At 74.6% G+C, this 14,122-nt stretch carries 14 protein-coding genes; 5 read left to right on the forward strand and 9 right to left on the reverse strand.

The window, feature by feature from the left end; genetic code table 11:
* Window positions 1-102 precede the first annotated feature (102 nt).
* The 5 genes from Q0858_RS12350 to Q0858_RS12370 are packed head-to-tail and all read right to left on the reverse strand — an operon-like array spanning window position 103 to window position 5,664.
* Window positions 103-939 carry a formate dehydrogenase accessory sulfurtransferase FdhD gene (locus Q0858_RS12350; protein ID WP_299054727.1) on the reverse strand — a complete coding sequence of 279 codons (837 nt, stop codon included), beginning with the start codon at window positions 937-939 and terminating at the stop codon, window positions 103-105.
* Between the two features lies 1 nt (window position 940).
* Window positions 941-3,424, reverse strand: a complete 2,484-nt coding sequence (pepN, locus tag Q0858_RS12355; RefSeq protein ID WP_299054729.1) for an aminopeptidase N — start codon at window positions 3,422-3,424, stop codon at window positions 941-943.
* 43 nt (window positions 3,425-3,467) lie between these two features.
* Window positions 3,468-4,106, reverse strand: a complete 639-nt coding sequence (locus tag Q0858_RS12360; protein ID WP_299054731.1) for a flavin reductase family protein — start codon at window positions 4,104-4,106, stop codon at window positions 3,468-3,470.
* A complete protein-coding gene (locus Q0858_RS12365) occupies window positions 4,099-4,764 on the reverse strand; it encodes a peptidylprolyl isomerase (RefSeq protein ID WP_299054733.1) in 666 nt (221 codons plus the stop codon). The genes Q0858_RS12360 and Q0858_RS12365 overlap by 8 nt, the downstream gene beginning before the upstream one ends.
* A gap of 42 nt (window positions 4,765-4,806) precedes the next feature.
* On the reverse strand, window positions 4,807-5,664 hold the full coding sequence (locus Q0858_RS12370) for an aldo/keto reductase (protein ID WP_299054735.1): 858 nt from the start codon (window positions 5,662-5,664) through the stop codon (window positions 4,807-4,809).
* Between the two features lie 17 nt (window positions 5,665-5,681).
* Here Q0858_RS12370 and Q0858_RS12375 point away from each other — a divergent pair, with 17 nt between their 5' ends.
* The 3 genes from Q0858_RS12375 (at window position 5,682) to Q0858_RS12385 (ending at window position 9,316) form a co-directional block, all read left to right on the forward strand.
* Window positions 5,682-6,395: a M50 family metallopeptidase gene (locus tag Q0858_RS12375; RefSeq protein WP_299054738.1), complete on the forward strand. Its 714-nt coding sequence runs from the start codon at window positions 5,682-5,684 to the stop codon at window positions 6,393-6,395.
* Between the two features lie 96 nt (window positions 6,396-6,491).
* Window positions 6,492-7,703, forward strand: a complete 1,212-nt coding sequence (gene fdhA / locus Q0858_RS12380; RefSeq protein WP_299054741.1) for a formaldehyde dehydrogenase, glutathione-independent — start codon at window positions 6,492-6,494, stop codon at window positions 7,701-7,703.
* Between the two features lie 128 nt (window positions 7,704-7,831).
* Entirely contained in the window at window positions 7,832-9,316 is a 1,485-nt protein-coding gene (locus Q0858_RS12385) for an ATP-binding protein (RefSeq protein ID WP_299055707.1), read from the forward strand.
* Window positions 9,317-9,672: 356 nt separating this feature from the next.
* Here Q0858_RS12385 and Q0858_RS12390 read toward each other — a convergent pair whose 3' ends face one another.
* Genes Q0858_RS12390 through Q0858_RS12400 form a run of 3 tightly spaced genes read right to left on the reverse strand, consistent with a single transcriptional unit; the run spans window position 9,673 to window position 12,720 of the window.
* Window positions 9,673-10,407 (reverse strand): SGNH/GDSL hydrolase family protein, encoded by a 735-nt coding sequence (locus Q0858_RS12390; protein ID WP_299054744.1) that lies wholly within the window; start codon window positions 10,405-10,407, stop codon window positions 9,673-9,675.
* Window positions 10,404-11,678, reverse strand: coding sequence for a competence/damage-inducible protein A (locus Q0858_RS12395; RefSeq protein WP_299054746.1), 1,275 nt, complete (start codon window positions 11,676-11,678; stop codon window positions 10,404-10,406). The genes Q0858_RS12390 and Q0858_RS12395 overlap by 4 nt, the downstream gene beginning before the upstream one ends.
* A gap of 10 nt (window positions 11,679-11,688) precedes the next feature.
* Window positions 11,689-12,720: an adenosine deaminase gene (locus Q0858_RS12400; protein ID WP_299054749.1), complete on the reverse strand. Its 1,032-nt coding sequence runs from the start codon at window positions 12,718-12,720 to the stop codon at window positions 11,689-11,691.
* Window positions 12,721-12,812: 92 nt separating this feature from the next.
* Between Q0858_RS12400 and Q0858_RS12405 the strand changes: the two genes are divergently transcribed.
* Window positions 12,813-13,061, forward strand: coding sequence for an Arc family DNA-binding protein (locus Q0858_RS12405; protein WP_299054751.1), 249 nt, complete (start codon window positions 12,813-12,815; stop codon window positions 13,059-13,061).
* Complete coding sequence (locus Q0858_RS12410) at window positions 13,058-13,468, forward strand: PIN domain-containing protein (protein ID WP_299054754.1); 411 nt, start codon at window positions 13,058-13,060, stop codon at window positions 13,466-13,468. The genes Q0858_RS12405 and Q0858_RS12410 overlap by 4 nt, the downstream gene beginning before the upstream one ends.
* A gap of 37 nt (window positions 13,469-13,505) precedes the next feature.
* Here Q0858_RS12410 and Q0858_RS12415 read toward each other — a convergent pair whose 3' ends face one another.
* On the reverse strand, window positions 13,506-14,099 hold the full coding sequence (locus tag Q0858_RS12415; RefSeq protein WP_299054756.1) for a GNAT family N-acetyltransferase: 594 nt from the start codon (window positions 14,097-14,099) through the stop codon (window positions 13,506-13,508).
* Window positions 14,100-14,122 lie beyond the last annotated feature (23 nt).

Genomic DNA, 14,122 nt, shown 5'->3' on the forward strand with positions numbered 1-14,122 from the left:
CTCGCTGCGCTCGCGTGCTGCTCGACCACCTGTGGTTCAGGTGGTCGAGCAGTGGGGAGCGCCAGCGACGAGCGCGTCGGGACCAGCGGTGGGGACGGCCGCTCAGGTGTAGCGGACGACGCGCTTCGGGGACGTGAAGCCCCAGAGCACCAGGCCGGACTCGGTCGCCAGGCGGACCGACAGGCTGGTGGGTGCGCCGACCGAGACCAGGGAGCCGATGCCCGCGGCGACGGCCTTCTGGACGAGCTCGAACCCGGCCCGGCCCGACACGACCAGGCAGGCCTCGGCGACGTCCTCGCCGGCCAGCATCCGCGCGCCGGTGACCTTGTCGACGGCGTTGTGGCGGCCGACGTCCTCCCGGACGACGAGCAGGTCGCCGGCGGCGGTGAACAGCCCGGCGGCGTGGACCCCGCCGGTGCGGCTGAAGACGGGCTGGTGCTCGCGGAGCACGTCCGGCAGCCGGCGGACGACGTCCGGCGTGGGCAGCTCCCCGCCCCAGCGCCGGCCGTGGACGGCGGACAGCACCTCGCCGACGCTGTCCTTACCGCAGACCCCGCATGCCGACGACCCGGACGACGAGCCGCCGTGCCGGTGGCCGGGGTCGCGGCGCGGGGGAGCGTCGAGGGTGACGGTGACGACGTTGAACTCCTCCTCGGCGGAGAGGTCCTCGTCGGTGCAGTAGGCGACCCGGGACAGGTCGCCGGGGGCGATGACCTGCTCGTGGCGCAGGTAGCCGGCGGAGAGCTCGAAGTCGTGGCCCGGGGTCCGCATCGTCACCCAGACCCGGCGGGCGGGCTCGCCCGGCCACGTCAACCGGATCTCGAGGGGCTCCTCGGTGGCGACCCGGTCCTCGCGTCGGCGCTCGGCGTCGGGGGTCACCTCGGTGACCTTCACCCGGACGGTCGGCCCGGGACGACGGCTGCGGCGGTCCTCGGTCACGTCAGGCCCCCGGTCCGAAGGTGCGCTGCACCGCGATGCGGCGGGCGAGGTCGTCGGAGCAGTCCAGCAGCGCGCGCCGCAGCCCCGAGGCCAGGTCGTCGCGCGCGGCGAGCGTCCTGGCGCCCTCGAGGGTGACCTCCGAGAGCCACGTGCGGGGGAAGAACGCGCGGGCCGCGTCGGCCAGGGTCCAGCCGGTACGACGCTCGGCCGTCGCGGGCAGGTCGGCGAGGTAGCGGTCGGCGTACGGGGCCAGCAGCTCGCCCTGGTCGGAGTGCCAGAAGGCGTTGCCGGCGGCCTCGACCTCGTAGTTCGTGGCCTCCAGCTCGCCGGTAAAGACCTGCCAGGCCCACGCCTTGGCCTCCGCGGTCGGCATCGACGCCCGCGCCGCCGTGCGCGAGGTGACGGCGTGGGAGTTGCGCTCGCGCTCCACCTCCGCGTCGAGCTCGGCGAGGTCCGTGGCCCCGAGCATGGCGAGGCGGCGCAGGACGCGCCACCGCAGGTCGAGGTCGAGACCGCACCCGGGGGCGGGCTCGGCGCCGGCCAGCCAGGAGCGGAGGAGGTCGACGTCGCCGGCCGCGGCCACCGCGGCCTGCACGGCCGAGAGCTGAAGGGTCGAGCCGGCCTCGGCGGACGTCGCCCGGGCCAGGGCCGCCTCGTGGACCCGCTGCGCGGCGGCCTCCGGGTCCGCGGTGTGGGCGACGACGCCGGACAGCACCCAAGGCAGCACCCGGGCGACGGCGTCCTCGTCGGTCTCGGTGGGGGTGGTGGCGTCGACCAGGTCGAGGACGAGCGCCGGGTCGACCGCCGCCTCGCCGAAGCCGTTGCGGACCTGGCCCCACACCGCGGCGCGCAGGGTGCGGTCGGCGGAGCCCAGCAGTGGCGGCAGGGCGGCCAGGGTCACCGGGTCGGGGACGACGAGCGCCCACGTGTCCTCCGCGGCGTCCAGGACGACGGGGGCCTCGTCGGGCACCTCGAGAGGAGCCTCGTCGCCCGTGACGACGAGGGGGACCCGGCGCCAGTCCGGGCCGAGGGCCACCTCGACGGCGTGCTCGCGCCGGGCGCCACCCGGGGCGTACGGAGTGCAGCGGACGACGCCCGCCGCGCGGTCGAGGGTGAGCGTGTCCGGCCCGGCCGTGCGCAGCCAGCCCGCGACGAAGTCGGACAGGTCGCCGGCCCCGGCCCGCTCCCAGGAGCCGACGAGGTCGGCCAGGGTCGCGTTGCCGAACGCGTGCGCGCGCATGTGGTCGGAGACGCCCCGCCAAAACACCTCGTCGTCGCGGCGCGCGAGCTGGCGCAGGACGGCGGCGCCCTTGGCGTAGGAGATCCCGTCGAAGTCGCCCAGCGCCGTCGCGGCGTCGGGCGCGGCGGTGCCGGGCTCCCCGGCGACCGGGTGCGTGGTCGGACGGCGGTCGGCCCCCAGGCCCCAGGGGCGGCGGACGTAGGACTCGTTGGTCCAGGCGTCGTCGTACACCGTCGCGTCGGCGGTCACCCGGGTGCCGGCGTACTCCGCGAACGACTCGTTGAGCCACAGGTCGTCCCACCACACCGGGGTGACGAGGTTCCCGAACCACTGGTGGGCCATCTCGTGGGCGATGGTCGAGGCGCGGCCGATGCGCTGGTCGCGGTTGACCTTGGAGCTGAAGACCATCGGGTCGCGGAACAGCACGCACCCGGCGTTCTCCATGGCCCCGGCGTTGAACTCGGGCACGAACGCCTGGTGGTACTGCCCGAACGGGTAACGGATGCCGAACAGCCGGTGGAGCTCGTCGAAGCTCTGCCGGGTCAGCGTGAGCAGCTCGTCGGCCTCGCGGTCGAGGTCGACGGCGAGGCTGCGGCGGGCGGACAGGCCGAGGGCGATCCCGTCGTGGGAGTCCTCGACGACGTGCCAGCCGCCGGCGACCAGGGTCACGAGGTACGTCGGCAGCGGCTGGGTCCCCTCGAGGCGCCAGCGGTCGGCGTCGCCCTCGGTGCCCTCGCGGACGGCGACGCCGTTGCCCCGGACCGTCCAGGCGGCGGGAGCGGTGACGGTGACGTCCCAGGTCGCCTTGAGGTCGGGCTGGTCGAAGCAGGCGAACGCCGACGGCGCGGCGTCCATGAAGCACATCAGGTAGAGGTACGGCGCCCCGTCGGCCGGGTCGACCGCCCGGTGCATCCCCTCGCCGTCGGTGCGGTAGGCCATCGTCGCCTCGACGACCAGCTCGTGCTCCCCGGCGTCGAGCCGCAGGGGCAGGCGCCCGTCGCGCACGGAGGCGGGGTCGAGGGCCGCGCCGTCCAGCCGCACCGCCGTCACGGCGCGCGCGTGGACGTCGAGGAAGGTCTCGCCGGCCCCCGACGAGAACCGGACGGTCGAGGTCGAGCCGAATGTCTCGTCGCCCCGGGTCAGGTCCAGGTCGACGACGTAGGCGTGGGTGCGCAGCAGGGCGGCACGCTGCTCGGCCTCGTCACGGCGCAGGCTGCGCGACGGGGCGGGGGTGGGGCTGGTCACCCGGCCAGCGTAGGACGGGGTTCCGACAGCGACCCCGTGCGGTTCAGCGCGGCTCGTGGGTGCCGGTCTCGTCCGGGGTCCGCGGCCGGGTGAGCCGGAAGACCTCGGGCGGGTGGCCCCACTCGTCACGCCCGAGACGCGACAGCGGCTTCAGCGCCGCCATCGTCGGGTGGTCCCCGTCGAGCGCCGAGGTGTGCACCGAGACCAGCCGGACGTCGCCCAGCACCAGCACGGAGTTCCCCAGCTCGTGGGTGGAGTGCAGCGTGCACTCCAACGCCGCCGGGGAGTGCGCGAGGCGCGGCGGCGCGACCGTGGTGCTCGGCGCGAGCTCCAGACCGAGGTCGCCGGCCTCGTCGACGTCCGGGTCGTACGGCGCCGAGGTGTCGTTGACCGCCCCGAGCAGGTCGGCGGAGGCCACGTTGACGACGAACTCGCCGGTGGCGCGGACGTTGCGGAGCGTGTCCTTGGTACCCACCGAGGTGAAGCAGACGATCGGCGGGTCGGCGCACGCGACGCTGTAGAAGGAGTGCGGCGCGAGGTTGCCGACGCCGTCCGGGCCGATCGTCGAGACCCACGCGATGGGGCGCGGGACGACGATCGCGGTGAGCAGCTTGTAGGGGTTGACGCCCTCGTCGCCGACGCGGAACTCGCGCCGCGCCGGCTCGGTCCCGTGGTCAGTCAACGGTGACCGACTCGATCGTGGCGTCCTCGGCGGCGGCCGGCGGGCCGTCGGGGGCGCCGCCCTGGGCGCCCTCCTCGGCGATCGCGTCGAGCACGGCGAGGCCGTCCTCGCTGATGGAGCCGAACACGGTGTAGTCCGGGGGCAGCGGGGACTCGTCGTAGACCATGAAGAACTGCGAGCCGTTGGTGTCGGGGCCGGCGTTGGCCATGGCGAGCGTCCCGCGCTCGTAGGTGTCGGACGGGTCCGTCTCGTCGGCGAAGCTGTAGCCTGGGCCGCCGGTCCCGCGCAGGGCCTCGTCCTCGGTCGGGTCGCCGCACTGCAGGACGAAGATGCCCTGCGTGGTGAGGCGGTGGCAGGCGGAGTCGTCGAAGTAGCCCTGCTCGGCGAGCGAGGTGAACGAGTTGACGGTGCAGGGCGCACCCTCGGCGTCGAGGGTGATCGGCACCTCGCCGCCGGCGAGGGTGATCGTCGCGGGGATCTCGCCGGACGCGTCGGCCTCCGTCGGGGGCGCGTCGACCTCCCGCGCGGCCTGGCCGGCGGCGGGGTAGTCGCACTCGACGGTCTCGCCGCCGCCGGCAGCGGGCTCCTCGTCGTCGCCGCAGGAGGAGAGGCCGAGGGACAGCAGGACCAGGCACGAGGCCACCGAGAGCGAACGCATGACCGCGAGCCTAGGAGGCGTCCCCCAGCCCCGATCGGGGGCCTACATCTCCTCGTGGGTCTCCGGGTCGCCGCCGAAGAGACGGCCGTCCGGCTTCGCCAGGCCCGAGATGGCCGCGACCTCGTCGTCGGTGAGCTCGAAGCCGAAGAGGTCGAGGTTCTGGGCCTGGCGCGACGGCGTGGCGGACTTCGGGATCGGGACGGCGCCGAGCTGCAGCTGCCAGCGCAGGATGACCTGGCCGGGCTCGACGCCGTGGGCCTCGGCGGCCGCCGCGACCGGCGCCTCGCCGTACGGCGCCTGGCGCTTGCCGAGCGGGCTCCAGGACTCGGTGACGATGCCGCGGCGCTCGTGCTCGGCGCGCATGTCGGCCTGCGGGAAGTACGGGTGGAGCTCGACCTGGTTGACGGCCGGGGTCACTCCGGTCTCCTCGACGATCGCCTCGAGGTGGGCGGGGGTGAAGTTGGAGACGCCGACGGAGCGGACCAGGCCCTCGCGCTGCAGGTCGACCAGCGCCCGCCAGGCCTCGGTGAACCGCCCGACGCTCGGGTTGGGCCAGTGGATGAGCTGGAGGTCGAGGTAGTCGGTGCGGAGGGTCTCCAGCGAGGTGCGGACCGAGGCGATCGCGTCGTCGTACCCGTGGTGGCGTCCGGGGATCTTGCTGGTGAGGAAGACCTCCTCGCGCGGCAGCCCGCTGCGGCGCACGGCCTCCCCGACGTCGCCCTCGTTGCCGTAGTTGGTGGCGGTGTCGAGCAGCCGGTAGCCGAGCTCGAGGGCGCTCACCATCGCGGTGACGCCTTCCTCGCCGTCGAGCTGGTAGCAGCCGAGGCCGACCACGGGGATCTCGTGGCCGTCGTTGAGGGTGCGGGTCGGAACGGCCTGGGAGGAGGCGGCAGACGTCATGCGGACAAACTAGAGGGATGGAGGTCGTGACCGAGGTGTGGGACGCCGTCGTCTCGCGGCAGCCGCGCCTGGACTCCACGCTCGCCCTGGCCTCGGCCGCGGTGGCGCTCGCGCTGGTCGCCGTGCCCGGCCTGTGGCGCCGCGCCCGCCACCTGGTCACGATCGCCCACGAGGGTGGCCACGGGGTCGCCGCGCTGCTCACCGGACGCCGGCTCGCCGGGATCCGGCTGCACTCCGACACCTCCGGGCTGACCGTCTCGAAGGGACGCCCGACCGGACCCGGGATGGTGGCCACGGCGCTCGCGGGCTACACCGCGCCCGCGCTGCTCGGTCTCGCGGCGGCGTACGGCGTCGCGGCGCGGCACCCCGTGGCCGTGCTGTGGGTCGCGCTGCTGCTGCTGGCGCTGCTGCTCCTGCAGATCCGCAACTTCTTCGGCCTGTACGCCGTCGGGCTGGCCGCGGCGGGCGTGTTCGCCGTGTCCTGGTGGGGGAGCGGACAGGTGCAGTCGCTCGTCGCGCACGCCGGGGCGTGGTTCCTGCTGCTGGCTGCCCCGCGCACCGTGCTCGAGCTGGCCCGGACCCGCCGTGCCGGCGCGGGACGGAGCTCCGACGCCGACGTGCTCGCGCGGCTCACCCGCGTGCCGGGCGCCGCGTGGGTGGGCGTGTTCGGACTCGTGGCGCTCGGGGCGCTGCTGCTGGGCGGCTCGGCGCTGCTCGGCGGTTCCCGCTGACGGTGGCCTGTGCCAAGGTCGAGGGGTGGCGCAAGTCACGCCGCGTGACTCCGGTGGTCCGAGACCGGCGCGGCAGCACCGACCGAGGGAGCACGTATGTCAGGGAACCGCGTCGTCGTCTACAAGGGGCCCGGTGAGGTCGCCGTCGAGACCATGGACTACCCCAAGCTCGAGCTCCCGAAGGAGGTCGCGCAGGGCATGGGCATCAAGCAGGCCGCCCCGCACGCCGTCATCCTCAAGCTCGTCACCACCAACATCTGCGGCTCCGACCAGCACATGGTCCGCGGCCGCACCACCGCTCCCGTCGGCCAGACGCTGGGCCACGAGATCACCGGCGAGGTCGTCGAGGTCGGCGACGACGTCCTCTTCGTCAAGCCGGGCGACATCTGCTCGGTGCCGTTCAACATCGCCTGCGGCCGCTGCCGCATGTGCAACGAGGGCAAGACCGGCATCTGCCTGCACGTGAACCCGGCCCGCGCGGGCGCGGCGTACGGCTACGTCGACATGGGTGGCTGGATCGGCGGCCAGGCGGAGTACGTGATGATCCCGTTCGCCGACTTCAACCTGCTGAAGTTCCCCGACCGGGACCAGGCGCTGGAGAAGATCCTCGACCTGACGATGCTCTCCGACATCTTCCCGACCGGCTACCACGGCGCCTACACGGCGGGCGTGACCACGGGCTCGACCGTGTACGTCGCGGGCGCCGGACCCGTCGGCCTCGCCGCGGCCCACGCCGCGCAGCTGCTGGGCGCCTCGGTGGTCATCGTCGGCGACATGCAGGCCGACCGCCTCGAGCAGGCGCGCAGCTTCGGCTGCGAGACCGTCGACCTGTCCAGCGGGAACTCACTGGTGGACATGGTGGACCAGATCCTCGGCGAGCCCGAGGTCGACGCCGCCGTCGACGCGGTCGGCTTCGAGGCCCGCGGCCACGGCGAGGGTGCCGCGGAGGCCCCCGCCACGGTGCTGAACGACATCATGACGCTGGCCCGCGCCGGCGCCTCGCTGGGCATCCCGGGGCTGTACGTCACGGGCGACCCGGGGGCGGTGGACGACGCCGCCAAGGAGGGCCAGATCGGCGTCAAGCTCGGCCTGGGCTGGGCGAAGTCGCACGCCTTCGTCACCGGCCAGTGCCCGGTCAAGCAGTACAACCGGCAGCTGATGAACATGATCCTGGCCGACAAGGCGCACGTGGCGAAGGCCGTGAACGCCAAGACGATCACCCTGGACGACGCCCCCCGCGGCTACCAGGAGTTCGACGCCGGCGCGGCCACGAAGTACGTCATCGACCCGCACGGCATGGTCGCCTGACCGACGACGGGGCCGGGTGCCGGGACACGTCCTCGCACCCGGCCCCGTCGTGGGCCGCTCCGTCGGCGACAGGCACGAAACCGGTCGATCCGTCGTGGCGCGCGGGGCAGGATGTCGGCGTGGACGACATGGGGGACGACGACCTGGACGACGACCTGGCGCGTGAGCTGGTGCGGCTGCTGCGCCACGTGGCGGAGCGGAAGCAGGAGTCCGGCGGGGAGCTCGTGGCCCTCCTGGACGAGCACCTCGGACGCACCGCAGCCGACTGCACGATCGTCACCGACCGCATCCAGCCGTGGCGCCTGGTCGACGCCGACGTCGCCCTCGGCGCGCTGGACGAGGAGGCCGGGCTCGTCGGCGTCACCGTCCCCCGTGGGTACGACGGTGACCTGCGAGGCCTGCTCCGCGGCCGGGGGTCGGGCGTCGGGCTGGGACCGGTCGACTACTCCAGCGTGCCCGTCGGACCCGGTCGGGAGCGGCGGGTGATGAGCAGCGGCGTCCGTCTGATGACCTACGACCGGAGCCCGGTGGTGGTCCTGCAGCGCGCCGCCGACCCCGACTGGGGTCGTCGGACGGCGACGATGGAGATCATCGGCGCCGACGCCGCGGTCGTGGACGCCTTCCGCGCCGACGTCCGACGGTTGATGGTCGAGCGCAGCGTGCTGCGGGGCCAGGTGATCAGCTTCAGTGGCGGCGGGTTCGACGAGGAGCTCGGGGGGATCGTCTTCGCCGAGCGCCCGGCGGTCCACGCCGACGAGGTGATCCTCCCCGACGGCGTGCTCGCCCGCCTGCGCCGGCACGTCAGCGGGGTGGCGGAGCACCGCGAGCGGCTCCTGGCCGCGGGCCAGCACCTCAAGCGGGGCATCCTGCTGCACGGCCCGCCCGGCACGGGGAAGACGCACACGGTGCGTCACCTCGTCGGCCGCGCCGACGGAGTCACCGTGCTCCTGCTGTCGGGGTCCTCGATGCGTTCGGTCCGCGAGGCCTCCCGCCTGGCCCGTGCGCTGGAGCCCTCGATGATCGTGCTGGAGGACTGCGACCTCATCGCCGAGGACCGCGGGATGGGTGGCGGGGGCGAGCTCCTCTTCGAGCTGCTGGAGGCGCTCGACGGGATGGACGGCGACGCCGACGTCGCGTTCGTGCTCACCACCAACCGCCCCGACCTGCTCGAGCGTGCCCTGACCCGCCGACCCGGCCGCATCGACCTCGCGATCGAGGTCCCGCTGCCGGACGAGGCGGCCCGCGCGCGGCTCTTCGGGCTGTACGCCGCGGGCCTGGGGCTGTCCGACGGCGTGCTCGCCGAGGCCGCCGCCCGCGCGGAGGGCGTCACGGCGTCGTTCGCGAAGGAGCTGGTGCGGCGCGCCGTGCTCCTCGCCGCCGTCGCCGGCGAGGACCTCGCCGACGCCCACCTCACCGCCGCGCTCGACGAGCTGCTCGACGACCGCGAGGCGCTCACCCGCAGCCTGCTCGGCTCCGGAGCGAGGGCGACCGTCGACCAGGGGCCGGGAGCCGGCTCGGACGGGGGCTGGCTGGCCTACGCCGATGATCACGCCGACGATCTCGACGATGACGAGGGGGAGTCGGGCTCGAGCTGGACCATGCGCTGGGACTGAGTCGGCCCGAACGCACGCCTCAGCAGGGCCGAGTCGGCCCGAACGTACGCCTCAGCGGGGCCGAGTCGGCCCGAACGCACGCCTCAGCGGGGCCGAGTCGGCCCGAACAGACGCCTCAGCGGGGCCGAGTCGGCCCGAACGCCTATGCCCGGGTCACCGGTAGCGGTCCCGGAACTCGCCGCGGAGGCCGTCGTCCGCCATGGCACAACGCGGTGGCGTCATGCAGCAGGTGTGTGAGGCGTGCGCTGGGGCCGACTCGGCGGGTGTGGGACGTGTGTTGGGGCCGACTCGGCGGGTGTGGGGTGTGCGTTGGGGCCGACTCGGCGGGTGTGGGGCGTGTGTTGGGGCCGACTCGGCTAGGTGTTCTCCGCGAGCGCCTGGCGGACGACGGGCTCGAAGGCCTCGGCGATGGCGGCGTACCCGGCGTCGTTGGGGTGGAAGAAGTCCGGGGCGAGCCTCCCGGACCACGACTGCGGGCCGGCGGTCCGCATGTCGACCATCCACAGCCGGCCCCGTCGTACGCCGGCCTCGACGTGGCGGTTCGCGCCCTCGGCCGCGGCCGCCGGCTGCGGCAGCGTCGTGACGACCGCACCGTCGGGCAGGGCGTCGAGGAGGCGGCGGAAGGAGGCGGGCAGCGCGTCGCGCAGGGCGCGGCCGCCGAAGAGGTCGTTCGAGCCGATCATCACGGTCACGAGGTCGGGCCCGGCGTCCGGGCCGGGCGCCGGAGGCAGCGCCGCCAGGACCGGCAGCTGCTGGTCGAGCACGTCGAGCGCCCGGGCGCCGGTCGCGGAGAGGTTGACGACGTTCGGCGGCGCCTCGTCACCGAGCAGGTCGGCGAGGTGACCCACCCAGCCGCCGTCCACGGAGGAGGCGCCCACGCCCTGCGCCATGGAGTCGCCCAGGACGATCCACCGCCGTCCGGGACGCCGCACCGCCTCGGCGTTGCGGGCCCGCCAGGTGTCGGCGTACGGGTCGACCTGCGCGCGCACCCGCGCCACCCCGGGCAGGACGCGCCCGAGCACCCGCAGGACGCGTCCCGACGGCCGCCCCGTCCGGTTGTCGTAGTCGAGCAGCCCCTCCGGGGAGGTCACCGGTCGAGGACCTCGCGCAGCAGGTGGAGGACCGAGACGACCGTGCGGCGGCGCACGTGGTCGCGGTCCCCGCCGAGCATCAGGCGACGCGGCTCGACGCCATCCGGTCCGGCGACCGCGACGTGGACCAGCCCGACGGGCTTCTCGGCGGTCCCGCCGCCCGGTCCGGCGACGCCGGTCACGCCGATGCCGTACGTCGCGTCGTACCGGCTGCGGACGCCGAGGGCGAGCGCGACGGCGACCTCCTCGCTGACGGCGCCGACGCTCTCGATCAGCTCGGCCGGGACGCCGACGTGGTCGGTCTTCACGTCGTTGGCGTAGGCGACGACCCCGCCGCGCAGGTACGCCGAGGAGCCGGGCCGGTCCGCCAGGCGGCCGGCCACGAGCCCGGCGGTGCAGGACTCGGCGGTCGCGACCGTGGCGTCCGCGGCGAGCAGGGCCTCGGCGACGAGGTCGTCGACGCGCTCGCCGGTCGGCGCGAACACCGCCTCGCCGAACCGCTCCTGCAGCGCGGCCAGCAGGGCGTCGGTGTGCGGCTGGGCGTGGGGGACGTGGCGGACGACGACCTCCAGCTCGCCGTCGCGCAGGCAGGTGGTGACCTCGAGGTCGTCGAGCGCGCCGGGGTGCGTGGTCTCGTGGTCGCGCAGCAGCTCCGCGAGCTCGGCCTCCGGCGGCCCCCACAGGCGCACCGTGGTCTGCCGCAGCTCCTCGGCGCCCGCGAGCGCCTCGCGCACGAGCGGGTGGTCGACCGCGTCGGTCCACATCGGCTGCAGCTCGCGCGGAGGACCGGGCAGGACCACCACGACCGGGCCGTCCTCGCTCGCGGGCACCACGAGCCCGGGGGCCGTGCCGACCGGCTCGAGGACGCCGGCGCCCTCCGGGACCATCGCCTGCTTGCGGATGCCCGCGGTGAAGGCCGGGCTGTCGCCGTCCCAGCCGCGCTGCCGGGCGATGCCGGTGGCGATCGCGCTGATCCGCTCCTCCAGGTCGGGGTCGAGACACATCGTGCGGCCGCGCAGGTCGGCGACGACCTGGGTGGTGAGGTCGTCGGCGGTCGGGCCCAACCCGCCGGAGGTCAGGACCAGGTCGTGGTCGGCCAGCGAGGAGATCGCGGCGACGAGGTCGTCGGGACGGTCGCCGACGACGACGATCCGCCCGACGTCCACGCCCCGGGAGCGCAGGTCCTCGGCCAGCCAGGGGCCGTTGGCGTCCGCCACCCGCCCGGTGAGCACCTCGGTGCCGGTGACGACGATCCCCGCGCGTGCAGTCATGACCCCGAGTCTAGGAAGCCGTCCACGTCCGCTCGTGGGCGTCGATCTCCGCGAGGAGTGCCGCGGCGTCGGCCTCGGGCAGGAACGAGGTGCGGACGGAGGCGCGCGCCAGGTCGGTCACGCCCGCGGTGTCGAGACCGAGCAGGTCGGCGGCGACGACGTACTCGTCGTTGAGGGTGGTGGCGAACATGGGCGGGTCGTCGGAGCCGATGCTCAGCTCGACGCCCGCGGCGACGAGCGTGGGCAGGGGGTGCTCGGCGAGCGAGGCGACGGCCCCGGTGCAGACGTTGGAGGTGGGGCAGACCTCGAGGGCGACGCCGTGCTCGACCAGGTGGGCCATCAGCGCGGGGTCCTGGGCGGCGGCGATGCCGTGCCCGATGCGCTCGGCGCCGAGGTGGGTCAGCGCGTCCCAGATCGTCTGCGGTCCGGTGGTCTCGCCGGCGTGGGGGACCGAGCGGAGGCCCTCGGCGCGGGCGGCGTCGAAGTACGGCGCGAACTGCGGCCGCGGCACCCCGATCTCCGGCCCGCCGAGGCCGAAGGCGACCAGCCCGTCCGGACGCTGCTCCAGCGCGACGGCCAGAGTGCCCGCGGCGGCCGGCAACCCGGCCTCGCCGGGGATGTCGAAGCACCAGCGCAGCTGGGTGCCGACGTCGCGGGCGACGCGGTGGCGGGCGTCCTCGATGGCCTCGCAGAAGGCGGCGGCGTCCATGCCCCGCGACGTGTGGTTGTACGGCGTGACCGTGAGCTCGGCGTACCGGACGCCCTGCGCGGCCATGTCGACGCCGATGTCGTAGGTGAGGTCCGCGACGTCCTGCGGGTCGCGGACCAGGTCGACCACGGACAGGTAGACCTCGACGAAGTGGGCGAAGTCGGTGAACGTGAAGTAGTCGCGCAGCAGCGCCGGGTCGGCGGGCACGGTGGTCGACCCCTCGTGGCGGGCGGCGAGGCGCGCCACCGTCTCGGGGCTGGCGGAGCCCACCTGGTGGACGTGCAGCTCGGCCTTCGGGAGGGTGGCGACGTAGTCGGTCAGCGCGTGGGGCACCCGGGCAGGGTAGGCCGCCCGCGACGTCGGGACCCCACGGGTGGTCTAGTCCGGCCCTGCTGTCGCGGTGCAAAAGTTGTTAGCGTCCCGCCATGTCAGCGATCACCGTGCGGCGCCTTCCCGAGGGCGTCAAGCAGCGCCTGCGGCTCCGCGCCGCGGCGAACGGTCGCTCGATGGAGGCGGAGGCCCGCTGCATCCTCGTGGACGCGCTGCACGCCGACCGACGCGTCGACCTCGACTGGGTGGACGGGCTCATGGCGGTCGGCGCGGAGCTCGGCGGCGTCGAGCTCCCCGAGGTGCCGGACGACCCGGCGGACGCGGCGCGCTTCGACGGGCCGTGATCGTCCTCGACACCGGCGTCCTCGCCGAGCTGGTCCGCGGCCCGCGCGCCGACCCCGGCGTGATCGGCTGGGTGCGGCAGGTGGTCGAGCAGCCCGTGACGACGGTGGTCAACCGTGCCGAGCTCCTCGCGGGCATCGCCTTGCTCCCGGCGACCAACCGTCGTACGGCGCTCGCGACCGCGGTCGAGGACGCGCTCGCCGACCTGCCCCACTGCCTGCCCTTCAGCGACGACTGCGCGGCCGTCTACGCCCACGTCGTCGCCACCCGCGTCGCCTCGGGATCACCCCTCACCACCCGGACGGCGATGGTCGCCGCCATCGCGTCGGCCCACGGGGCGGCCGTCGCCACCACCGACCCCGCGGCGTACGCCGGGCTCGACCTGCGCATCGAGGCGGCCCGCATGTGAGCCGGTCGAGCGCGTCGAGACCACCGGGCCACCGCGATCACCGGGACGCGGCGGGCGCCACCTCGAGCCGCATGACGCAGTTGAACTGCCCCTTCGACCGGTCGTAGGTGAACCCCACGCGCTCGTACATCCGCCGGGTGCCGTTGTAGAGGAACGACGACGAGGTCTTCTTGCCCTCCTTGAGGGCCATGTCGTGCGGGTAGCCCTCGACGAGGCCGCCGCCCGCCGCGGCGATCAGGTCGAGCGCGCCGCGCAGCGCCACCTCGGCGAGGCCCTGGCGGCGGTGGTGCTTGAGCACCTGGATGCACGTGACCCGCCAGTCGGGGTCGGCGGCCTTGGTGGCGTCGTACTCCTTGCGGTGGTGCAGGTTGGTGAGCTCGGCGGGCGCGCCGTACTGGGCGTACGCGACCGCGTGGCCGTCCCGGACGACGAGGGCGGCGTGGGCCACGCCCTCCTCGACGAACCGCCGCTTCATGGCCCGGTTGTCACCGGTGGTCTCGTGGGCCCACGGGGGGTCGGGGTGGAAGTGCACGCACCAGCAGCCGCCGAACAGCCCGCCCTGACGGTCGAAGAACTCCTCGAACAGCGGCCAGGTGGCCGGGGTCAGCGCCTCGATCGCCTGTCCGTCCATCTCGGCAACCTAGGCCGCCCGGC

Origin of the sequence: uncultured Nocardioides sp. (genome assembly GCF_947489365.1) — a bacterium.
Classification (GTDB): Bacteria; Actinomycetota; Actinomycetes; order Propionibacteriales; family Nocardioidaceae; genus Nocardioides.